At 41.7% G+C, this 23551-nt stretch carries 19 protein-coding genes; 9 read left to right on the top strand and 10 right to left on the bottom strand.

Annotated features, from left to right (window positions below; genetic code table 11):
* Nucleotides 1-16: 16 nt before the first annotated feature.
* Nucleotides 17-322, bottom strand: coding sequence for a rhodanese-like domain-containing protein (locus ACQ2HE_RS10775; RefSeq protein ID WP_430899627.1), 306 nt, complete (start codon nucleotides 320-322; stop codon nucleotides 17-19).
* 14 nt (nucleotides 323-336) lie between these two features.
* Complete coding sequence (locus ACQ2HE_RS10780; protein WP_430899625.1) at nucleotides 337-2394, bottom strand: KUP/HAK/KT family potassium transporter; 2058 nt, start codon at nucleotides 2392-2394, stop codon at nucleotides 337-339.
* Nucleotides 2395-2612: 218 nt separating this feature from the next.
* On the opposite strand from ACQ2HE_RS10780, the gene ACQ2HE_RS10785 reads away from it, so the two are divergent.
* From ACQ2HE_RS10785 to ACQ2HE_RS10805, 5 genes are all read left to right on the top strand, one after another.
* On the top strand, nucleotides 2613-4166 hold the full coding sequence (locus ACQ2HE_RS10785; protein WP_430899623.1) for a hypothetical protein: 1554 nt from the start codon (nucleotides 2613-2615) through the stop codon (nucleotides 4164-4166).
* Nucleotides 4167-4175: 9 nt separating this feature from the next.
* Nucleotides 4176-5153 carry a hypothetical protein gene (locus ACQ2HE_RS10790; protein ID WP_430899621.1) on the top strand — a complete coding sequence of 326 codons (978 nt, stop codon included), beginning with the start codon at nucleotides 4176-4178 and terminating at the stop codon, nucleotides 5151-5153.
* 69 nt (nucleotides 5154-5222) lie between these two features.
* Nucleotides 5223-5918: a phosphoribosylformylglycinamidine synthase subunit PurQ gene (gene purQ / locus ACQ2HE_RS10795; RefSeq protein ID WP_430899619.1), complete on the top strand. Its 696-nt coding sequence runs from the start codon at nucleotides 5223-5225 to the stop codon at nucleotides 5916-5918.
* 70 nt (nucleotides 5919-5988) lie between these two features.
* Nucleotides 5989-6447, top strand: a complete 459-nt coding sequence (locus ACQ2HE_RS10800; RefSeq protein WP_430899617.1) for a protein-disulfide reductase DsbD domain-containing protein — start codon at nucleotides 5989-5991, stop codon at nucleotides 6445-6447.
* Nucleotides 6448-6518: 71 nt separating this feature from the next.
* The gene (locus tag ACQ2HE_RS10805; protein ID WP_430899615.1) at nucleotides 6519-8492 is read left to right on the top strand and encodes a protein-disulfide reductase DsbD family protein; all 1974 of its coding nucleotides are present in this window, start codon (nucleotides 6519-6521) and stop codon (nucleotides 8490-8492) included.
* Between the two features lie 395 nt (nucleotides 8493-8887).
* Here the strand turns inward: ACQ2HE_RS10805 and ACQ2HE_RS10810 are convergent, their stop codons facing one another.
* Nucleotides 8888-9469 carry a sigma-70 family RNA polymerase sigma factor gene (locus ACQ2HE_RS10810; RefSeq protein ID WP_430899613.1) on the bottom strand — a complete coding sequence of 194 codons (582 nt, stop codon included), beginning with the start codon at nucleotides 9467-9469 and terminating at the stop codon, nucleotides 8888-8890.
* A 316-nt stretch (nucleotides 9470-9785) separates the two neighbouring features.
* On the opposite strand from ACQ2HE_RS10810, the gene uvrA reads away from it, so the two are divergent.
* A complete protein-coding gene (gene uvrA / locus ACQ2HE_RS10815; RefSeq protein ID WP_430899611.1) occupies nucleotides 9786-12542 on the top strand; it encodes an excinuclease ABC subunit UvrA in 2757 nt (918 codons plus the stop codon).
* A 75-nt stretch (nucleotides 12543-12617) separates the two neighbouring features.
* On the opposite strand, the gene ACQ2HE_RS10820 is transcribed toward uvrA, so the two are convergent.
* Genes ACQ2HE_RS10820 through ACQ2HE_RS10830 form a run of 3 tightly spaced genes read right to left on the bottom strand, consistent with a single transcriptional unit; the run spans nucleotide 12618 to nucleotide 14919 of the window.
* The gene (locus ACQ2HE_RS10820; RefSeq protein ID WP_430899609.1) at nucleotides 12618-13229 is read right to left on the bottom strand and encodes a hypothetical protein; all 612 of its coding nucleotides are present in this window, start codon (nucleotides 13227-13229) and stop codon (nucleotides 12618-12620) included.
* The gene (locus ACQ2HE_RS10825; RefSeq protein WP_430899607.1) at nucleotides 13210-13629 is read right to left on the bottom strand and encodes a DUF4293 domain-containing protein; all 420 of its coding nucleotides are present in this window, start codon (nucleotides 13627-13629) and stop codon (nucleotides 13210-13212) included. Before ACQ2HE_RS10825 ends, ACQ2HE_RS10820 begins: the two co-directional genes overlap by 20 nt.
* 9 nt (nucleotides 13630-13638) lie before the next feature.
* Nucleotides 13639-14919, bottom strand: coding sequence for a serine hydroxymethyltransferase (locus tag ACQ2HE_RS10830; RefSeq protein WP_430899605.1), 1281 nt, complete (start codon nucleotides 14917-14919; stop codon nucleotides 13639-13641).
* Between the two features lie 181 nt (nucleotides 14920-15100).
* Here ACQ2HE_RS10830 and ACQ2HE_RS10835 point away from each other — a divergent pair, with 181 nt between their 5' ends.
* Nucleotides 15101-16099 carry a sugar phosphate nucleotidyltransferase gene (locus ACQ2HE_RS10835; protein ID WP_430899603.1) on the top strand — a complete coding sequence of 333 codons (999 nt, stop codon included), beginning with the start codon at nucleotides 15101-15103 and terminating at the stop codon, nucleotides 16097-16099.
* A 143-nt stretch (nucleotides 16100-16242) separates the two neighbouring features.
* Nucleotides 16243-16653 carry a carboxypeptidase-like regulatory domain-containing protein gene (locus ACQ2HE_RS10840; protein WP_430899601.1) on the top strand — a complete coding sequence of 137 codons (411 nt, stop codon included), beginning with the start codon at nucleotides 16243-16245 and terminating at the stop codon, nucleotides 16651-16653.
* Between the two features lie 369 nt (nucleotides 16654-17022).
* Here the strand turns inward: ACQ2HE_RS10840 and ACQ2HE_RS10845 are convergent, their stop codons facing one another.
* Both ACQ2HE_RS10845 and ACQ2HE_RS10850 read right to left on the bottom strand, forming a co-directional pair.
* Nucleotides 17023-18333 carry an ABC transporter permease gene (locus ACQ2HE_RS10845; protein ID WP_430899599.1) on the bottom strand — a complete coding sequence of 437 codons (1311 nt, stop codon included), beginning with the start codon at nucleotides 18331-18333 and terminating at the stop codon, nucleotides 17023-17025.
* An 11-nt stretch (nucleotides 18334-18344) separates the two neighbouring features.
* Entirely contained in the window at nucleotides 18345-19283 is a 939-nt protein-coding gene (locus ACQ2HE_RS10850) for an ABC transporter ATP-binding protein (RefSeq protein ID WP_430899597.1), read from the bottom strand.
* Nucleotides 19284-19524: 241 nt separating this feature from the next.
* On the opposite strand from ACQ2HE_RS10850, the gene ACQ2HE_RS10855 reads away from it, so the two are divergent.
* Nucleotides 19525-20511, top strand: coding sequence for a zinc dependent phospholipase C family protein (locus ACQ2HE_RS10855; protein WP_430899595.1), 987 nt, complete (start codon nucleotides 19525-19527; stop codon nucleotides 20509-20511).
* A 348-nt stretch (nucleotides 20512-20859) separates the two neighbouring features.
* Here the strand turns inward: ACQ2HE_RS10855 and ACQ2HE_RS10860 are convergent, their stop codons facing one another.
* Both ACQ2HE_RS10860 and ACQ2HE_RS10865 read right to left on the bottom strand, forming a co-directional pair.
* A complete protein-coding gene (locus ACQ2HE_RS10860; protein WP_430899593.1) occupies nucleotides 20860-22410 on the bottom strand; it encodes an NAD(P)/FAD-dependent oxidoreductase in 1551 nt (516 codons plus the stop codon).
* Nucleotides 22411-22905: 495 nt separating this feature from the next.
* Nucleotides 22906-23490 carry a porin family protein gene (locus ACQ2HE_RS10865; protein ID WP_430899591.1) on the bottom strand — a complete coding sequence of 195 codons (585 nt, stop codon included), beginning with the start codon at nucleotides 23488-23490 and terminating at the stop codon, nucleotides 22906-22908.
* Between the last annotated feature and the right edge of the window lie 61 nt (nucleotides 23491-23551).

Consider the following 23551-nt stretch of genomic DNA (forward strand, 5'->3'; position numbering starts at 1 on the left):
TCCTAAGATAAGAAAACTAACCAAGCTTGAAAATCTTCTTCCAAGCTTCCATGCCTCCTTTGAGATTGTAAAAAGTAGTGGAAGGAAAACGAGGCTCTAAACGTTGTAATGCAATACCACTTCTGATGCCCATTTTACAATAAAATACCACCGGCTTCGAAGCATCAATTTGATCCAAATGTTCCATGATCTCCGGCAAAGGAATCCAAAGCCCTCCAATATTAAATTGGGCTCTTTCGTAATCTTCTCTTACATCTATTAATTGAAAATCCTGGTCGTTGTCGATCCAGGATTTCAACTCATTTGGTTCAATATAATTCATGAAAACTGATCAAATTAAACTTCCTCTTCGTTGTAAACTCGTTTCAACTTCAAGTCGGGAACTGGTGACACAATCAAAGGGAATTTTTCAATAGTTACATTCGCAGTATCCAATCCAAATCCTCTTTCTTCTGAAAGACTCAATTCTTTTAACCAGAAGTACATGCGCATAATGATACGTTCGAAATAAGGGAGCTCATTGTCTTGGCTCAGGTACTTCTCCATCACAATAAATTGGAAATCGCCAACCACATTGTTACGTTCTAAACTTTCGTACCTGCTAGTGATGTTCACTTCTTTATTCGCCACCAAATCGGCCACCACTTTACGGAACATCAGGTTAATCTTAGGTTCCATTCTGAATCCTAAGCGGAATTCAACTCGAATGATGTCATTCGGAATGATATGATCTACGGAGTATTCGCAAGTATAGGGGTCGTCTAAGGTATCAACGTGCACAAACCAATAGATATCCGCACGTTTCGGTTTTTTATTAAGAATGGAATAAATGATCTTGTGTTCAATCTCTTTAGGATTGTTGGCACTTGTAAGGTACACCAAGTGTGTTGCATATTTAGGAACCGTACGGTCGTTGCTCAATTCCTGAATTTGTGGGATGTAGTGTTCCAAGCGCACAAATTCAACGTACCGATTTTTGATTTTTCTACTGCGGAACCAAATATACATGACCGCGAAAAGTCCACCACCTACAATTAGGGTTACATAACCACCGTGAGGGAATTTATCGAGGTTGGCAAAAAGGAATGAAAATTCAATTGCCAAATACACTACTAAGAATAGATAAATTAAAAATGAAGCGGCTCGCTTGGTAATGAGAAAATTAGCGAAAAGAATAGTAGTAGCAATCATACACATGGTAATGGCCAAGCCGTAAGCTGCTTCCATGTTGGAGGACGATTGGAAGTACAAGGTGATACCTGTACATCCTAAAAACAACAAAACGTTGATTCCTGGAATAAACAATTGACCTCTTTCCTCTGAAGGGAAGTTGATCTTCATTTTTGGCCAAAGGTTCAATCGCATCGCTTCACTTACCAATGTAAATGATCCGCTGATCAAGGCCTGACTGGCAATAATGGCCGCCATAGTAGCAATGGCCACACCCACATAAAGAAACCAGCCCTGAGGCATGATGCTATAAAATGTTGATTTCAGTTCTAAAGCATTGGGGAATTGCGCTAAAAACTCCGGTTTTTTCAAAAGGTCTTCATTCGCAAATACCTTCCCTTTTTGCGTGAGCAACCAAGCACCCTGCCCAAGATAGTTCAGTATCAAGGTTGATTTTACAAAGATCCAAGAGATGCGAATATTGTCTCTTCCACAGTGGCCCAAATCGCTGTACAAGGCTTCAGCCCCGGTGGTACAAAGGAACACGGCACCTAAGATCCAGAACCCTTTTGGATACGTGGTGAGCAATTGTATGGCGTAGTGAGGAGAGAAAGCTTTTAGAATATCGAGGTCGTCAGAAATATGACTGATACCAATGGCAGCCAGCATGACGAACCAAATAAACATCATTGGTCCGAACAATTTCCCAATGGATGCTGTTCCAAATTGCTGAAGGAAGAACAGCAGCGCGATAATGGCTACTACGATGTATACGATGGTGGTTTGCGTAATGTCGTGGAAAGCAGGCACCTGCTTCAAACCTTCAATAGCCGAAGCTACGGAGATGGGAGGCGTGATCATACCATCGGCCAGGAGGGCGGCTCCGCCCAGCATGGCAGGAATCACCAACCATTTTTTCTGGCGGCGAACCAAGGCATAGAGGGAGAAGATCCCACCTTCCCCACGGTTATCGGCCCGGAGGGTCAGTATTACGTATTTAACAGTGGTTTGCAGGGTCAAGGTCCAAATAATACAAGACAAGCTCCCCAAAATGAGGTCTTCTCTTATTTCACGGCCATTGATAACTGCGTTGAAAACGTAGAGTGGAGAAGTTCCAATGTCTCCATAGATAATTCCTAATGCGATCAGTAAGGTAGCAGCGCTAACTTTGTTGATATTATGTTTGCCCACGGTAAGAAAACTTGAAGTTCTGATGCCGGCCAACCGGCTACAGTTGTTGTCATAGTGTTAAAATGACACAACAAAGGTATAGGTAAAAAAACTAAATAGCATCCATTTTTATTGTATTTAACTGTGTAAATACCCGAAACCCCGCATCCCCAACCCTGAGAACCAATTTCTTAAATTTGAGGATAAAGTTTGGGCGAGGCAACCACAATCCGTAATTTGGCATATAAGATGCTGCTATAAAGAAGATGAAGATGAAAATCCATACAACAATTAAAGGCATTTGCTTGCTGGTATTAGGCTTGATTAGCGTAACAGTTCAAGCACAGAAAATCTCTTATACTGAACCCGAGCACGAGGATACCAAGCGCACTAATTTCGAAATCATCGGCAAAGTTGGGGGGAATTTCCTCGTTTTTAAGAATAACCGAAATATGAACGATATCAGTGTTTATGATGCTGATATGAAATTCGTTGATAGGGTTAAACAAACCGATATGGACGATCGATGGATCAATGTTGACTTTGTTGCCTACAGTGATTTCGCCTGGATGATCTATCAGATCCAAAAACGCAATATCGTTTATTGTATGGCGGTAAAAATTGATGGTAAAGGGAAACGCATTACAGAGCCTGTAGAACTGGATACTACGAAAATTGGTTGGTCGGCCAACAATAAGATCTATACTACCATTTTTAGCGACGATAAGAAGCAGATCATGGTTTTCAAAATAAACAGCAAGGATTCTCGCAATTTCAAATTCACCACCTTACTCTACAACAGTCAATTAGAACTCAAGTACAAGCACCGTCTCGATATGCCGATGGAGGAAACCAACGATTTCTTTACCGACTTTATGCTCGATAACGAAGGGGATATGGTGTTTGGAAAATACATAAAGAAGAACGGATCGGAATTGATCACCGATTTGCGCATTGTTACAAAAGCTGCATCTGATTCACAGTTCACCGTAGCCGGCTTGAAAACCAAAGACGTTATTTTGGATGATATCAAGTTGAAAGTAGATAATACCAATAAACGCTATATTTTCTCTGCTTTGTATTACAAGCAAAAAAGAGGGAATATCGATGGATTGTATACCGCCATATGGGATAAGAATACAAGAGCCATGATGCGCGAACAAGAATATGTGTTCAACGAAGAAATGCGCAAATTGGCCAAAGGCCCTGAGTCGAATATCAAAACAGCGTTCGATGATTTCTTCATCAACAATATCATTGTTCGAAAAGACGGTGGGGTATTACTTTTTGCAGAATCGTCCTACACAACGTCTAGAGGAACTACATTTGATCGCTTCGGTTATCGCAATTTCTACAACAATCCATGGATGACGCCACTGAATTATTATTACTATTCTCCCTATTCTAGTCCATACAATAGTTTTTATTGGGATCGTTGGAATTATGGCCGCGGGAACAATCAGAATACCCGTTTTCATTCTGAAAACATCATGATCTTCTCAATAGACGCAGCAGGAACCTTAGAATGGAACAATGCCATTCCCAAGGCTCAATACGATGATGAGTCAGATGCTTTGTTATCTCATTTCTTGATGATTACCGGAAGTGAAATACAAGTAGTATTTAATATGTATGAGAGAAGAACCATGTTATTGAACAATCAAAGTGTTGCTCCCGATGGTAAAATCACCCGCTTTCCTACCTTGAAGAATTTGGACCGCGATATGGATTTTTTACCACGGTATGGAAAACAAGTGAGTTCTAAAGTGATGATTTTGCCTTGTTTTTACCGAAACAATCTTACGTTTGCCAAAATCGAATTTTAAATAGTTGTCGTGACAGGCATTTTTCGTCAAAAAAACTCTTCCAATACCTTGCTGCTGTTGGTGTACGCACTGGCACTGAAATTCCCGATATTCATGCACCCGGTAGGGCCGTTGGTTCAGGAGGAAGACAACTTTCTATTTACTATTTTGATTCAATTCTTGCGAGGTCTGCACTTGCCTAATTTGGTGTATTCTTTTCTGAGTTTTCTCCTCTTATTTGTACAAGCCAGTATTTTCAATCGTATTTGCAACAATAATAAGATGTTGGCCCGCCCAAATTATCTGCCGGCCATGTCGTATATCTTGATTACCTCCTTGATGAAAGAGTGGAGTTTGTTTTCAGCGCCCTTGCTTGTAAATACGATGCTCATTGCTTTGTTCTATCGGATGATTGAATTGTACAATTCGAACAAAGCGGTAACGGCCATTTTTAATATTGGTTTTGTAATGGGGGTCACCACTTTGCTCTACAAACCTGCGATTCTCTTTATACTATTGATTTGGTTAGCACTTTTCATCATGCGGCCCTTTGCCATTCGTGAGTGGTTGTTGGGGCTCTTGGGTGTTACCACTCCTTACTATTTTTTAGGAATCATCTTATTTCTGAACAACCAGTTTGCTTGGACCAAAATACTCCCCATTATTCACTTTACCTTGCCTGTGTTACCCAATTCAGTAACGATAACACTCAGTATTTTGCTATTGATGTTGGGGTTTGTTATTGGCGGGTTCTATGTTCAAAATAACTTGAACAAGATGTTGATTCAGGTTCGGAAAAACTGGAGCTTGTTGTTGCTCTATTTGATGGTAGCAGCGCTTATGTTATTGACCAATGGGAAAGAAAACTACGTAAGTTGGTTGCTCTTTGCTGTTCCACTTTCAGCCTTCCATGCTTCTGCCTATTTCTATCCCAATAACAAGACTTTCCCCATGGTTTTACAGTGGAATATTTTCGCTTTTGCGATATATATCAACTATATGACCTAAGTTTTGCACGCCTTTTTAAAATCCCATCTTTTCAAGTACCTTTGCGGCATCAATAAAAATCCCCAGAATATGAAATTCGGAGTGGTAGTATTCCCCGGTTCTAATTGCGACAGAGACATGCAAGATGCCCTTCAAAATGATTTGAAGCAAAACGTAACAATGTTATGGCATAAAGACAAGGATCTCAGTACGTTTACTACCGAAGATTGTATTGTCTTACCCGGTGGATTTAGCTATGGCGATTACTTGCGTTGCGGCGCCATTGCGCGTTTCAGCCCTATGATGCAGAGTGTAATTGAATTCGCCAATGCAGGAGGTAAAGTACTGGGGGTGTGTAATGGGTTCCAAATTTTATGCGAATCGCAGCTTTTACCCGGCGTATTATTGAGAAATGCCAACCAACAATTCATTTGTAAGAACGTATATATCAAGGGAGTAGGTTCCGATAAGGCGCTCAGTATCCCCATTGCGCACGGCGAAGGTCGTTACCACGCTGATGCCGATACCCTGGCTTCTTTGGAAAAAAACAACCAAATCATCTACCGCTACTGCGATGCACAGGGCAATATTACTCCTGCCGCCAACCCTAATGGCGCTACCAAAAACATCGCAGGTATCTGTAACGAAGGCAGAAATGTGTTTGGAATGATGCCGCACCCGGAAAGAGCCTGTTCAGATACCCTCGGAAATACTGATGGTAGATTGATTTTCAAGGCTTTAGTAATGAATGGCATCGCTCAAGCTAAATTGGCCTCTCTCGTATAATATTTTTTGCAAACCATTAGCATTCTAAAAGCGAACTTTACCGTTTATATCTAAGATCAAAGTTTGTTACATGAAAGCATTTTACACTCTTCTGGCCGTATTAGTGGTAAGTATCAGCACCTCATTTGCACAATCGAGCAAACAGGTGAACTGGAGTTTCACCGCCAAAAAAATAGCTGATAAAACTTACGAAATTCACATGACGGCTACCATTAATCCTGAATGGCATATGTATGCTCAAAATGCAGGAGTAGAGGGGCCGCTTCCAACAAAATTTACGTTTACAAAGAACCCATTGGTAAATGCCGATGGTGAAATTAAAGAAGTAGGTAACCTGATTAAAAAGAACGAAGAGATGTTTGGTGGCATGGTGAACTACTACGAAAAAAAGGTAGAGTTCGTAAAAGTGGTGAAGGTAAAGGCGAATGTAAAGACAGCCCTTGCAGGGAAAGTATTGTTTTTGGTTTGTGGCGAGCGAGAGTGTTTGGTACCTTCTGAAATCCCCTTCACCGTTCAAATCGGAGGATAATTAACTACATTTACGTGATATATCGGGTTTCTGTTTCAGAAGCCCGTTTTTTTAATAAGCGAATAGACGATATGAAACGCAGCGTACAGCTCTTGTTGATAGGTTGTTTGACTCTTTTGTTTGGAAATATTCAAGCGCAAGATTCATTGGTGAATCCCGCAAAATGGAACTTTAAAATTGTAAAATGGGAACAGGGACATTACACTATTGCCGCCACTGCATCTATAGACAACGGTTGGGGTGTTTTTGCTCCTGAAATGAGCGATGATTTTCCCAATACAAGAGTAGCGTTTGATTCGGGCGTAACGGTTTCGAATCTTCAATTGAAATCGGAAGGCAACACGGTGAAAGAAAAGAACTCACTTTTGGAAGCCGATGTTCAATATTTCAAATCGAATGGCACCGTATTACTATCTTTTGATGCGGCCCCTAATAGTTTGATCAAAGGCGCCTTGAAATACATGGCCTTTAAAGCCGATAATTTTACCAATCCCATCGATGTTCCCTTTAAAATCAAAATTGATGCATCCGGTGCGGCCACACTGGTATCGGCTGAATTAGCCGGATCAACTAGCGGAGCAGCGCGAATTAAACGAAATGCGATTGATGTTGATCATCCCACTTATGATGTTGGAGGAACCGGTGCAGAAGGAAAGAAAAGCTTATGGTCTATTTTTTTACTTGGTATTGCCGGAGGACTTTTAGCACTCGTAATGCCTTGTACTTTTCCAATGATACCCATGACCGTTAGTTTCTTTACGAAAAAGGCAACGGATCCCAAGAAGGGAATTCGCAATGCTTTTCTCTATGGGTTTTTCATCTTCCTGATCTACGTGATTATCAGTGTTCCTTTTTATTTCTTGGAAGCAGGGAATGCTGCTATACTTAATAATATTGCAACCAATGCTTGGTTGAACTTATTCTTTGCAGCCATCTTTTTGGTGTTTGCACTTTCCTTTTTTGGACTCTATGAAATTGGCTTGCCCAGCAGTATTGCAAATAAGGTAGATTCAAAAGGCGATATGGGAAGCATTGGCGGTATCTTTTTTATGGCAATGACGCTAGCCATCGTGTCGTTCTCTTGTACCGGTCCTATCTTGGGAACCTTACTGGTAGGGGCTTTGACCGATAATGGCGGCGCCATTCAATTAACCGTTGCGTTGGCCGGATTTGGAATCGCGCTCGGGCTGCCATTCGGTTTGTTTGCCTTGTTCCCTCGTTTCTTGAATTCATTACCCCGCTCCGGAAGTTGGATGAATACGGTGAAAATTGTATTTGCCTTTATTGAACTAGCCTTAATGATCAAGTTCATTAGCAATGCCGATTTAGTAGAGCATTGGGGAATTTTGAAGCGTGAAACCTTCTTTGCCATTTGGATTGCCATTGCATTGGCTACTTCTTTGTATTTGTTTGGTGTGTTGAAATTTAGCTACGATCCACCACCGCCTAAATTGAGTTTGGGAAGAAAAATACTTGCAACGATCTTTTTGATATTTGCTCTATACATGGTGCCCGGTTTAACCAATACCAAGTATGCCAACTTATCGCTGATCAGCGGATTTCCTCCGCCGTTGAGTTATAGTTGGTATGGAAAGAAAGGGACTACCGAAGGGCGCGTAGAACCTCAAGTGGTGAATGATTACGAAGCGGCATTGGCATTGGCAAAAAAAGAGAACAAGCGCATCCTGATCGACTTTACCGGTTGGGCTTGTGTGAACTGTAGAAAGATGGAGGAAAATGTGTGGACCGATCCGGAAGTAAAAGAGATCATCGAAAAGAAATACATTTTGTTGAGTTTGTATGTTGATGATCGAAGAGTGTTAAAGGACGAAGATCAATTTCTTTATACCAATACAGAAGGTGCCAAAGTACCGATCAAAACAGTAGGCGATCTCTACAGCACTTTCCAATCGGAAAACTTCAAAAACGCTTCTCAACCTTTGTATGCAGTAATCACTGCCGACGAAAACCTAATCACCAAACCTGTAGGATATACGCCAAATGTGAAGGAGTATAAGGCTTGGTTGGAGCAGGGGCTGAAGTAATTAATAATTAAGAATTAATAATTAATAATGAAACAGCAGAGTGCAGGAGCGAGGATGAGAGGAGACGAGGAGCGAGGAGAGGAGGACAAAGACTTTGCGAATGCTTTGCGGTCTCTGCGCTCTTGGCGGTGAATGCATTACTTAAAGCCTAACACCTAAGGCCTAAAGCCTAACACCTAAATCACAGAACTCACCACTCTTCCCAAAAAAAATCGGCTCACATGTTCGTACCATGTGAGCCGATTAGTTAGGCGTCATACTGGGTCAGCCTTCAGAGCAATTCTTTCGTATGAGGGAGAACCAGCATGACAATATTATCACTCAAGCAGTATTGTAAATTTACGGACAGCTAGTTTTGGAACCATATCACATCCGTTAAAACTTACTTAAACCAATTAGAGAGCGATTTTCTTTTGCAACATCATTTTGCGGAGGTTAATTAACCCGTAACGCATGCGACCTAAAGCCGTATTGATACTGCAATTTGTTAAAGCTGCAATTTCTTTAAAGCTTAAATCGGCATAGTGACGTAAGATGATCACTTCGCGTTGATCGTCGGGCAACAAATCCAGCATTTGACGAACGCGGTCGTGGCTTTGACGCTTCATCATTTTGGCGTCAGCACCTTCTTCTGTGAAGTTCAACACTTCGAAGATGTCGCGATCATCGCTGGTTTTAATGGCGGGAGTGCGTTTTACTTTGCGGAAATGGTCTACACACAAGTTGTGCGCAATACGCATTGCCCAAGGCAAAAACTTACCTTCTTCGGTGTAACGTCCACCGCGGATGGTATCAATAATTTTAATGAGAACGTCCTGGAAGATGTCTTCAGCTAAATACTTGTCTTTTACCAGGAATAAGATGGAGGTGTACATTTTGTCCTTGTGACGGATAACGAGGACTTCGAGCGCATTGAGATTTCCCTCTTGGAAATCTTGGATTAGTTCATGGTCGGTTTTTTTACGTAGGGAATTCATAAAACTTCTACGGGTTTTTGAAGGTGATAGGATATTTGTTATGTTATGGATTTTATTTAAAACGGCTTTTCGGAGTAGAAGTGCTCAATTCAATAGGCGAAACAGTTTAGTTTGTTATTCAAATGTGAATTATGTGCTAAAGATATACACTTTTGTGAAAAAACCAAACTTTATGATAATTTTTAAAATATTTTTCCTCCGATGTGAATAAGATGACAAAAATTTTAGTTTTTTCTTGGAGGGACCTTCGTAATTTTCCGGTCTATTTATGAGGACGGAGAGTAAATCTAGCACAAAATCCACAAATAAATCACATTTGTCAGCTGCTGACGAAATTTTTATTCAAGGAGCCCGCGTTCACAATCTAAAGAACGTTTCCGTGGGTATCCCGCGCAATAAGTTAGTGGTAGTAACCGGTGTTTCCGGTTCGGGTAAAAGTTCCTTGACCATTGATACCCTCTTTGCAGAAGGCCAGCGTCGCTACGCCGAAAGCTTGAGTGCCTATGCGAGGCAATTCATGGCAAGAATGGTGAAGCCCGATGTGGATTTCATCAAAGGGCTCTGCCCTGCGATCGCTATTGAGCAAAAAGTAATTACAAGAACCCCCCGCTCTACAGTAGGTAGTATGACCGAGATCTACGACTATCTCCGACTCTTCTTTGCTCGCGTTGGAAAAACCATCTCTCCTGTTTCGGGTAGGGAAGTGAAGAAAGACGATGTAAAAGACGTAGTAACGGCTATCGAAGGATTGAAGAAGGGTTCCAAAGTAATGATCATTGTTCCTTTCAAACAACATAAGAACCGAAAGCCTGCAGAAGAGCTGAATATTCTAATGCAAAAGGGCTTTACTCGATTATACGAGAACGGTGCTCCACTTCGCATCGAAGATTTATTGGAAGACGCCTCTTGGAAGCCCACAAAAGCCTGCTATATTTTAATTGATCGTATCGTAACAAAAGAATTTGAGGAGGAAGATCTTCACCGCATCGCCGATTCTGTTACCACCGCTTTCTATGAAGGTGAGGGGGCCATGGAATTGGAAATCGATGGTGACAAACACCTTCACTTCTCCAATAAATTTGAATTGGATGGAATCGTTTTCGAAGAACCCGTTCCCAATCTCTTCTCATTTAATAACCCATTTGGCGCTTGTCCAACCTGTGAAGGCTTTAGTCAGGTATTGGGTATTGATACCGATTTGGTAATTCCTGATCGACGACTCAGTATTTACGACGGAGCTGTTGCTCCATGGAAAGGTGAAAAGCTGGGTTGGTGGAGAGACCAATTCATTAAAGGCGCGCGCAAATCAGATTTCCCGGTTCACAAACCCATCATGGAACTCACCAAAGCACAATACAAAACCTTGTGGGAAGGTGGGGCCGATATGCTTGGGATCAATGATTTTTTCAAAGAAGTAGAATCGAATCTATATAAGGTACAATACAGAGTGTTGCTCTCACGCTACCGTGGACGCACCACCTGTCCTGATTGTAATGGCTACCGGCTTCGAAAAGAAGCACTGTATGTGAAAATTGGAGGAGCTCATATTGGAGAGCTTTGTGAAATGCCGGTAAAAGATTTGAAAAAATGGTTCGATGAGTTGAAGCTTTCTACCTATGAGAAAGAAGTAGGAAAGAGAGTATTGTTGGAAATTCATCACCGCCTTAAAACATTGCTCGATGTGGGGCTGGGGTATTTAACCTTAAGCAGATTGGCCAATACTTTAAGTGGCGGAGAAAGCCAGCGCATACAATTAACCCGCTCTTTAGGAAGCAATCTGACTAACTCCTTATATATATTGGATGAACCTTCGATCGGACTGCACGCGCGCGATACAGAACGCTTGATCAAAGTATTGAAAGAATTGCGCGATCTAGGTAATACCGTTGTAGTAGTAGAGCACGATGAGATGATGATGCGGGAAGCCGACTATATTATTGACATGGGACCTTTGGCTTCTCATTTAGGTGGTGAAGTGATAGCCCAGGGAAATTATGATTCCATTATTAAGAACAAAGAAAGCTTAACCGGAAAATACTTAAAGGGAGAACTGGGTATTCTTCCTCCAAAGAAAGTACGCAAGTGGCGCAGGTCTGTAAAAGTGGAAGGAGCCATGCAGAACAATCTGAAGAATATTTCTGTGGAATTTCCATTACAAATATTAACGGCAGTAAGCGGAGTGAGTGGCAGTGGTAAAACCACCTTGGTAAAACAGATATTGTATCCCGCTTTGCAAAAGATCAAAGGATTGGCAGGAGATAAAGTGGGATTGCACAAAGCTGTTACCGGTGATGTGGAATTCATTACACAAATTGAAATGGTGGATCAAAACCCCATCGGAAAAAGTTCAAGAAGCAATCCGATTACTTATATCAAAGCCTACGATGAAATCCGTGATTTGTATGCCAGTCAACCACTAAGCAAATTACGCGGATTTCAACCCAAGCATTTCTCTTTCAATGTTGATAGTGGGCGCTGCGATACCTGTAAGGGTGAAGGCGAACAAGTAGTAGAAATGCAGTTTCTTGCGGATGTGCATTTAACTTGTGAAAGCTGCGGCGGCAAACGTTTTAAAGAAGAAGTATTGGAAGTGCATTACCGCGAGAAAAACATTGCTGATATTTTGGAAATGAGTGTAGACCAGGCAATCGAATTCTTTAAGGATGAGAAAGATATTGTAAACAAAATCAGTCCGCTTCAAAAGGTTGGACTTGGTTATATCAAACTTGGACAATCTTCGGATACTCTATCGGGTGGTGAAGCGCAACGGGTGAAATTGGCTTCTTTTCTTGGAAAAGGAAAAGCTCAAGGGCATATACTATTTATTTTCGACGAGCCAACAACAGGTTTGCATTTTCACGATATCAATAAATTATTGGAATCTTTTAATGCCTTGATCGATCAAGGACATTCCATTCTCGTAATTGAACACAATACGGATGTGATTCGTTCGGCAGATTGGGTGATCGATTTGGGTCCCGAAGCCGGTGACGGTGGCGGTACACTGGTATATAGTGGTGAACCGGCAGGATTAAAATTGGTGAAAGGCAGTCAAACAGGGAAGTTTTTATAAGTATTCAGTTTTGAGTTTTAAGTAGTAAGTTTTTCAATGCCATCTTAAAACTTATAACTTTAAACTCAAAACGCTCTAGAATTCAAACTCATACATCTTCACAAGTCTTCCTCCATCCGTTTTCTTGTTGTATGCTGATACGCGGACTTCGAAATCGCTGTTCTTATATACGGCATATTTGCCTCCTTTGATGTCTTCGTTTTTAACAGTGGTGAATTGGTGTTCGAAAAGCCAGACTAAGAATTTCTGGTATTCTTCTTTATTGTAGGTTCGATAAATTGTGAGTCTCGAATCTATGTGTTCTGTTTTTATTTCTGTATAAGAAAAGGAACGAACCCATGTTTTATCATCTTCTATTTTTTCAACACTGGTATAATACTTCGAAACGGATGAAGCTGCGGTATCCATTTCTTTTTGCAACAACGTAAATCCTGATTTTTTCATCAGGGTATCTATTAAAGCGCTGTTTTTGGTTCGAGTACCAAAGAAGTTATCGGCGCTTAGCGATTGTGCACTTGTACTAATTCCATTCAGTAAAAGCACCAAAATAAATACCCCTCCAACAAAGGCCTGCTTTTTTGAAATGGTTTGAAGATTTCTGTAAAAAAAATGCGCCATGAATTTCATGGCGCAAACATAGTTGATGTAAACTAAAAGAAAACTTAAACTAACGAAAGCGATCGGCACTTTTCACGAGTTGTTCGTCTTTATAGATGGCTCTTGCCGCCAGCACCAGAAATACCGGCATGGCAAAAGTAAAGATCGAAGTTAGGGCGTATTTCCCTTCGGTATATTTCTGAGATTCAACGAAATAAAGAGTGATCAACAAAAGTGAAACAATGATGGCGGCTGCCGTAAGTCTTAACTGCAGTTTCCTATTCTTAAATAGAAAAAGAGTAATGGCCGAAAGTACCGTTACACCTACTGTAAGCAATAACATCAAAAAATTGCTGGTACCGTTCAATTCTGACCAAACTTTAACTCCAGTAGCATCAGTGATGTTGCCACCAAAGAAAGCCAGTTTTAAAGTAACAACCGACAGTACGCCTGCTATTAGTAACCAAATGGTTTGAATGCGTTGAATCATATTGTGAAATTAACCTAATTCTGGATAAAGTGGGAACTGTTGCATAAAGCTGTGAACCTGCTCTTTTACAGCAGCTACTTTGGCTTCATCGTCGATATTCATCAATACCGTATCAATGAACTCAACAACAGTTTCCATGTGCGCTTCTTTCATGCCACGAGTAGTGATGGCAGGAACTCCCACACGAATACCTGAAGTAACGAATGGCGATTTATCATCGAAAGGCACCGCATTTTTATTCAAAGTGATGTGCGCTTTGTCGAGTGTTTCCTGTGCTTTTTTACCGGTAATATTTTTATTGCGAAGATCGATCAACATCAAATGGTTGTCGGTACCTCCACTAATCAAATTGTAACCACGTTTTACGAAGGCGGCTGCCATGGCTTGCGCATTGGCAATGATTTGCTTTCCGTAGGCTTTGAAGTCGTCGGATAAGATCTCTCCGAAAGCCACTGCTTTTGCAGCAATCACATGCTCCAATGGCCCACCTTGCATACCGGGGAATACCGCTAAGTCGAGCAATTGACTCATGGTACGAATGTTTCCTTTAGGGTCTTTCAATCCCCAAGGATTTTCGAAATCGTGGCGCAACATGATCACACCACCACGAGGACCGCGTAATGTTTTATGGGTAGTAGAAGTTACGATGTGGCAATGATCGAACGGATCGCTTAACAAACCAGCGGCAATTAAACCGGCCGGGTGTGCGATATCAGCCAATACCAAGGCGCCAATTTCATCGGCAACGGCACGGATGCGTTTGTAATCCCAATCGCGGCTATAAGCAGAAGCTCCGCAGATGATCATTTTTGGTTTTTCTTTTCTAGCTACTTCCTCGAGTTGCTCGTAGTTAACCAATCCGGTATCTTGGTGAACACCATAGAAAAGAGCGCGATACGTTTTACCACTGAAGTTGGCAGGGCTACCGTGTGTTAAGTGACCGCCCATGCTAAGATCCAATCCTAAGATGGCATCGCCGGGTTTCAAACAAGCGAGAAATACAGCTGTATTGGCTTGCGCTCCACTGTGGGGTTGCACATTAGCCCAAGTAGCATTGAAAACTTTTTTCAAACGTTCGATGGCCAGGGTTTCAATTTGATCCACAATTTCACATCCACCATAATAGCGTTTACCGGGATATCCTTCTGCATATTTATTGGTTGCAACGGTTCCCATAGCTTGCATCACTTGATAGGAAGTAAAGTTTTCAGAAGCAATGAGTTCAATACCATTGCGTTGACGGGTTAATTCTTGTTCAATGAGATCGAAAATCTGACTGTCTTTTTGCATTTGATTGAGTTTTTTGCCACAAAGGCCATTCGGGCGCAAAATTAAAGTCCATTCATGAAAACACCTTTTTTTGAAGCAGGTATTTAGTAACCATAAATTCACTATTTTCACTCGCGTTTTTGATGCAGCACGGAGTGATTAACTCCGGTAAGATTTGAGATTTAAGGTAAAAACAGCATTCATGAAGGCTATCATTCCCGTAGCAGGCGCAGGTACGAAATTACGCCCCCACACTTATACACAACCTAAGGCTTTGATTCCTTTGGCAGGAAAAACGGTTTTGAGCATCATAATCGACCAATTGGAAGAAGCCGGCATTACCGAATACATTTTCATCATCGGGTATCTAGGAGAAAAAATCCAAGATTATGTGCGTCAAAAATACCCGCATTTAACCTCTCATTTTGTACAACAGACTGAACGTCATGGCATTGGACACGCCATTCAGCTCACCCGTGAAATTGTAAACAACGACGAAATCTTCATTGTTTTGGGTGACACCATTTGTGAGTATGATGTAAAAGCTATGTTGGCTGTGCCTCAATCGGCATTGGCAGTTAAAAAAGTAGACGATCCTCGTAGTTTTGGGGTCGCCGAAATAGCCGACGATGGTTTAATAACCCGAGTAGTGGAAAAACCTCAGATTCCGAAGAGCAATATGGCTTTGGTAGGCATTTACAAAGTACGTGAAGCAGAAACGCTGTTTCAGTGTATTGAAGCGAATATTAAGAATCAGGTGAAGACCCTCGGAGAATTCAGCATTACCGATGCCTTGGAGTGCATGATTGAAAAAGGGGTTCGATTCCAGAGCTTTAAAGTTCAAAACTGGTTCGATTGCGGTAAAAAGGACACTTTATTGGAATCCAATGCCACTTTGTTAAAAAAGTTTGGCGGTACCATGGCCATCGATCACCATTTTGAGAACACCATTATTGTTCAACCCGTGAGCATTGCGCCGGGCTGTGAAATCAAGAATTCGATCATTGGTCCGAATGTAACAGTTGGTGAACAAACTTCTATTAGCTATTCAATTGTAAAAGATTCAATTATAGGCTCTTATGCCGATTTGCACGACATTGTACTAACCCACTCTTTGATTGGTAGTGATACAGAAGTGAAGGGTGAAACTCGCAGTTTAAACATTGGCGATAATACTGAGATCGACCTCGGTGAATCGTAAAAAATTATATATGTTAAAATTGATGAGCAGAGAATTTTGTGTTGTACCTTTCCATACTTAATGCAACATTTTGTTATACTTAGTTGTCATTAAATGGTTCCAACCAACCGTAGCTTTTCAGTGATCTTAAAAAACTTATTATTATGAGATTGCCAAAAAAAATGCTGCTCTTCGTTTTCTTCGCTGGAGCGTTCTCGGCTGCACATGCAACCGGGGGTAATGGCACTGGCGGTGACGACAAGAAAGGAGAACCTACTATCGCAGGCGTTGTCAATGATTCTGAATCGAAGAAACCTATATCAGGTGTAACCGTTTCCATCACAGGCAAAGGTCTAGATAAGAAGGAACTCGTTACCGATGCAACCGGAAACTTCAAAGCCTATCAACTGGCTTCAGGAGAAGTAACCATTGTATTGGAGAAAAAAGGATACCGTACCTATAAAAAGGAAAATGTAGCCGTGAAAGAAGGCGCTACACTAAAAATCACCCTAGAAATAGACGAGTATGAAGACGATGGATTTTTTCATCCATTGTTGAGAATGCTTGATTTCTAAAATAGAATGAAACAAGAAAAAAGGAGCGGTAACGCTCCTTTTTTTTGTGCCGGAAGGAAATTAATAATTAAGAAGTAATAATTAAACAGCGTGAGAACAGGAACGAGGATGAGAGAAAGGAGGCTGGTTTTGTGCAGCAAAAGCAGTCCCGCAGGCGAAGCCGTTGCGGGAAGCGAGAAAATACAGTGTGACAGCCAGCGCTGCGTTATCGCTGCGGCCGCTGCGTCGCTGCGGTGAAAATAAAGAAAATCACTTTGCGAATTCTTGGCATTCTTCGCGGTCTTTTGCGGTGAACAGTTGAAAATCAGAAAATAAAAAAGGGCGAACCGAATAATCACTCAGGTTCGCCCTTTTTATATCTAGGATTGATTATCCCTTCTTAAAAGCCCATTTCAACATTTCTTTCCAACTTGCTTTCTTTCCATACATCAAGATACCGGTACGGTAAATTTTTCCGGCTAACCAGGTAGTGAACATGAAACCCAGCACCAACAACAACATGGAGCTCGCCAGTTCATACCAAGGCACTCCTGATGGAAGTCGTCCCATCATAATAATGGGGGAAGAGAATGGAATCATACTTGCCCAGAACATCATAGGACTGTTCGTGTCTTGCAGACCTGAACTTAAAATAATGAATGAGAAGATGATCGGCATTGTAATAGGCAACATCAAGCTCTGCGCTTCTTGAGGATCTTCATTGATCACACTTCCTACTGCAGCAAACAAGGCTGAATAGAACAAGTAACCACCCAAGAAATAGAACAGAAAACAACCGATGATCAATGGCCAGTTCGTATCTCCTAAAATAGCATCCAATGCACCCGACTGTTGCGCCAGCGCTGCATTCTGTGCCATTCCCGGATTTTGAGCACTTACGTTTTGTACGTCTTGCATCGTATCGGGGGTTAAGAAGTTTGCAGCAGCTAGCCCAATACCGATGATAAGGATAATCCAAAGAATGAATTGTGTAAGTCCAACGCCTGCTATACCAATGATCTTACCAATCATTAATTGAAATGGTTTCACACTGGAGATAATCACTTCAGCAATACGGTTGGTTTTTTCTTCCATTACTCCTCTCATTACCATGGCACCAAAAATGAACATGGTGATATAAATGAGGATACCACTTCCAAATCCAATAGCATAGGCTTTTCCTGCATTGGCTGTTTTGGATTTGCCGTTTTCTTCGTTTACAATATTGGTGAGTTTGACTGCTTTTTCGGATACTTTTGAGATGGAATCCAAAACTGATTTCTGAATTCCTTTTTCCAATAGTAGATGGGCTTCAACAGCCTTGTTGAGCTTTCTTTCCAAATAGCCATTGGCTTCTAAACCAAGTTGTTTTTTGGAATGTACAATGAAGTTTGTTGAAGAATCAGCCGGAATATAAAGCACTCCATCGAATCCTTTTTTCTCATAGTTTAAACTATCAACCCCTTTTTCAAAACTCAATCGTACAGATTTAGAGCTATCGGTTTTGATGTTTTGTTGATAAAAACCGGGATCGTTCACTACTGCCAATTTCAATTCCTGACGTCCCTTAACGGTAAAATAAACGGAGCCTGCAATGAACACCACCATTACCACCGGTAATAGGAAGGTTGACAATAGAAATGTTTTATTGCGAACACGTGTGATGTATTCTCTTTTTATGATGAGCCATACTTTGTTCATAGCGAAGAAGTTTAAGCGTTAGTTTTTTCGAATTGACGAGATACCGGAGTTCCGTGTACCAGTTTGATGAAGATATCATTCAAACTAGGTAAGATCTCTTGAAATTGATTAACAGGAGCATCTTGGTTAATAAAGTGCTTTAAAACATCATTTGTTTTGAAACCTTCATTTACTTTTAAAATCAATCGCTGTTTTTCTTCTGCAATTTTCACAAAGCTGGACGCTTCTTTTTGCAGGTTATTCAATTCCGATTCGAAACCGATGCTGAATAAATTCTCTTTGAATTGTTGCTTCACTCCTGAAACAGTTCCGTCAAGAATTTTTTTACCCTTGTTCACTAGAACAATATGGTCGCATATTTCTTCTACCTGCTCCATACGGTGCGTACTAAAAATGATACTTGCTCCGCCTTTTGCTAGATTATAAATTTCATCTTTGATGAGATTTGAGTTCACCGGATCTAGACCGCTGAATGGTTCATCGAGAATGATCAATTTTGGTTTGTGTAATACAGTGGTTACGAATTGAAGCTTTTGTCCCATCCCTTTAGAAAGGTCTTCCATTTTCTTATTCCACCACGATTCCATGTTGAATTTGATGAACCATTCTTTTACACCAGCCACTGCCTGACTGTAGGTGAGTCCTTTTAATTGTGCGAGGTAAACCGCTTGTTCGCCAATTTTCATTTTTTTGTAGAGACCTCTTTCTTCGGGCATGTAGCCAATGAGTCCTACATCATTAAGGGGGTCAAATTTTTTTCCGTTGAAGAGAATTTGTCCTTCATCGGGGTAGAAAATTCCGGTGATCATTCGGATCAAGGTGGTTTTACCGGCACCGTTGGGTCCCAGCAATCCGAAGATGCTTCCTTCCGCCAATTCAAAGCTGATATCGTCTACCGCTTTCTGACTGGCATAGTACTTCTTCAGGTTTTTGATTTCCAGTACGTTCATGAATTCAGGTTTTGGTGCATCGTTTGGAGCGACACAGGTTGAATAAAGTTGGATAAACCGATTCTAAGCCTAAGGTACGTGAAACTGCCTAGGCAAGCAGGGACTTATTACTAATAAAGCCACTATATTGGTAGCCGAGCGGCCTAAATTGTTACAGTAGCTGTAATAAATTCGTTGAACGGCAGTTATAAATTATGCAAGCCTGTAAAAAATCTGCATTTTCGCACCTCAATATTTTGCTATGCGCACGTATCTATTTAGAGCCTTGGCCCTTGCTTGTTTGATCGGATTCTCCTCCTGGGGATTTTTAGTGCACAGAACCGTGAATCAGTTGGCGGTGTATGAATTACCCAACCGTATGCAGCCCTTCTTCTTTAAGAATATGGATTATATCGTGAAGCAGTCGGTACGGCCCGACCAACGTAGAAACGATGATCCAACGGAAGCAACCAAGCATTTCATCGATTTTGAAGCCTATGGCGATAGCGCTGCTTGGAAAATGCCGATGCATTGGCCGGATGCAATTCGCCAGTATCAATTGGATACATTATTGAAATATGGATATGTGCCCTATCAAGTGATGCACACCTATCGTCAATTGATCCATGCGTTTCGCATGCAAATGAAAGACAGCATCTTGTTTTATGCCGCCGACTTGGCGCATTATATTGGTGATGCGCATGTGCCTTTGCATACATCTATCAATTACGATGGACAACTCACCAATCAAAAAGGTTTGCATGCCCTGTGGGAAACTGTGGTGCCTGAAATTGAATTAGCGAACTACAATTTAAGTTCACGACACAGTGCACGTTATTTAAAACATCCGGAGCGCGAAATTTGGACGGCTTGCAGAAGTGCCTTTGTATTGTTGACCGATGTATTCCAGCAGGAATTGGAGGCAACAAAAGAATTCACAGAGGAAACAAAGTTTCGCATTCAAATCAGAAATGGAAAAGAAGTAAAATACTATACCTCTGAATTTGCAAAAGCCTATGCTCAGCGCTTGGGCACTACCATTAATGATCAATTGATAAAGTCTGCCGACTTAATCGCCGATTTTTGGTTCACTGCCTGGGTGAACGGCGGTCGCCCCGACTTAAACGGTTTATTACACACTCCTCTTACCATTGAACAGGCTCAGCAATTGGAAGACCAAGAAAGAGCCTTTCGGAAAAATGAGTTGTTGAAGAATGGGTGGTTGATGGCGAAAGAAGGGGGTAATTAAGAATTGGGGTGTTCACCGCAAAGATCGCGAAGCCCGCAAAGGAGTCGCAAAGTGATTTTCTTTATTTTCACCGCAGCGTCCTTCGACTGAACCTTCGGTTCGCTCAGGACAAGCTCGCAGCGGTAACGCAGCGTTGGAAGTTATTCTGTATTTCTTCGTTTCCCGCAACGGCTATCGCCTTCGGGACTGTTTTTGCTTCGCAAAACCAGCCTCCTTCCTCTATCCTCTATCTTCCCTCCTCCTTCCTGTATTCCGGCTGTTTAATTATTAATTCTTAATTATTAATTATTACTTATTAATTATTAATTACCCCCGGCTGTTTCATTATTAATTATTAATTATTAATTATTAATTGATTATTGCTTCCGCTACTCGCTCCCCATCCATCGCTGCACTTACAATTCCTCCTGCATATCCGGCGCCTTCGCCGCACGGGAAGAGATTGGGTATTTGCGGGTGTTGCAAGCTGTTAGGATCTCTTGGGATGCGAACAGGTGAGGAGGTGCGCGATTCGGTGGCTACCACAATTGCCTCATTGGTATAATAGCCACGCATTTTTCTTCCAAATGCCTTGAAACCTTCTCCTAATGCTTGGGCTACAAAAGGGGGCAATACTTCTTTTAAAGGAGCTGATTTAACCCCCGGGTGATAAGAACATTCCGGAAGGGTAGTAGAAAGTTTATTTTCACTGAAGTCGACCATGCGGAGTGCAGGTGCAACTAAATTTCCTCCGCCATATTGAAATGCTTTTTGCTCTACTTCTTTTTGAAATTGAAGGGCTGCAAGTGGACCGAATTTCTTTACCAAGTGTTCGTAATCGGGTGCGTTCACTGCGGCTACTATTCCGGAATTCGCGAAAGGATTGTTGCGCTTAGAGGGCGACCATCCATTTACTACAATTTCATTGGGGGCAGTGGCTGCCGCAGCAATAATTCCACCCGGGCACATACAAAAACTGAATACCCCTCTACCGTTTACTTGTTCTACTAAACTATACGATGCAGGAGGAAGGTATTCTCCTCTTGATAAGCAATGGTATTGTACCTGATCAATCAGTTCTTGTGGATGCTCGATGCGCACACCGAGTGCGAAGGGCTTTGCTTCTATTGCAATGTTTTGTTTTGCTAACAACTCGAATACATCTCGTGCTGAGTGTCCGGTAGCGAGAATCACAGCCTCTCCATCAATAGTGCCGTTATTGGTTTCGATGCCGGTGATCAATGAATTGGAAAGATGGAATTCCGTGAGTTTGGTGTTAAAATGAACTTCGCCACCGTGTTGAATAATGGCTTCACGAATGGCGGTAATGATGTGTGGGAGTTTGTTGGTCCCAATATGCGGATGTGCTTCGTATAAAATTCTAGGGTCGGCGCCGTATTGAACTAAAATCGATAGGATTCGGCTGATGTCTCCTCTTTTGCTGCTTCTGGTATAGAGTTTCCCATCGCTATAGGTACCTGCGCCCCCTTCTCCAAAGCAATAATTGCTATCGGGGTTTACGATTCCTTCTTTATTGAGTAGGGCGAGATCGCGGCGGCGTGCTCTTACTTCTTTCCCCCGTTCAATTACAATTGGTTTGATTCCTTTTTCTAAAAGCTTTAATGCCGCAAATAGCCCTGCGGGCCCTGCACCAACTACAATCACTCTTTTTGCCTGCGGGCTTAGTTTAGGGAACTCCAAGCTTTGAAGCGGACGTTCATGGAAAGGTTCGTTCACGAATACATTTACTGTGAGCAGGAACCAGATTTGTTTGCTTCTCGCGTCGAGCGATTGTCGTATTTTCTGAAATCCGGTTATCTGACTGGCGGGAACGCCCATTTCTGCGGCGGCCAGCTTAATGATGGCTGAGGAAGAAGCGGCTTCTTGCGGCTTCAGTTTAAGGCTGAGTTGTTTTTGCATGATGTCAGGGAGTTTGCCTGAAAATTCAGTGCAAAGATAGGAGGGGGGATAATTAATAAGTAAGAATTAAGAATTAATAATTAGACAGGAGAGTACTGGAGCGAGGATAAGAGGAAACGAGGAGCGAGGAAATACAGAAGAGTAACTGGCTTTGCGAAGTCTTTGCGTTCTTCGCGGGCTTTGCGGTGAACAATAATAAAAAGAAAGAACAAGAAGAGGAACAGGGGGAATTATTTAATAATAAATCAATTAATAATTAATAATGGAACAGCCGGAATACAGAAGGGAGGAGGGAAGATGGAGGAAATACAGAGAAACTTTCGGCGCTGCGAAAACGCTGCGAGCCTGTCCTGAGCCAACCGAAGGTTGATTCGAAGGGCGCTGCGCCGCTGCAGTGAAGGAAATGAAAATGCAAGAACAGAAAGTTGACAGCTGTTATAAACAAAAAAGCCCCTCAGCATTGCTAAAGGGCTTTTTTGAAAATATTCTTAAGTATTAGAAACGATAGCCTAGAGAGATGCTGAAAACATTGTTTCTGCTTCTGGTTCCATTGTCGTAAGTAGCTTTGAATACATTGGTAAGACCATTGTACATGCGAAAATCTACACTGAAACCTGATTTAGAAGGCAGGGTAGCTACGCCCCAAGCAGCACCGAAATCGGTTTGGTTGAAATCGCCATTTCGGGAGATGGCTTTTTGGCCATCTTTTTTATAAACACCTTTTTGAAGGAAACCCACTTGAGGGCCTGCATAAAACTTCACTTTGGCATTCTTTGGGGTGAATTGCGCCAAAACCGGAACCTGAAGGTAGGTAAGACGTAAATCGGAGCCGTAATAGTTTTCGCGAGAGGATTGGTAATTGTATACCAGCTCTGTTTGAAATCCAAAGGAAGCTGAAATAGGTAATTGATATGTTAAGCCTGCTTGAAATCCGGCTTTCACTAAAGAATAGTCACTTGTTTTGACATTTGAGGAGGGCGTTTGGGACAAATTGACACCTAACTTAAAACCCAAGGGTTTTTGAGCATGGGCGAAGTTAGCGGCCAATAGCAGTGCCACGGCAAACAATAGTTTTCTCATAATAGTAGTTTTGCAGTACAAAGAAAATTCTTGACCGTTAAAGTAGCAAAAATATTTTAAA

The organism is Endoryza foliicola (genome assembly GCF_050589245.1).
GTDB lineage: Bacteria > Bacteroidota > Bacteroidia > Chitinophagales > Chitinophagaceae > Endoryza > Endoryza foliicola.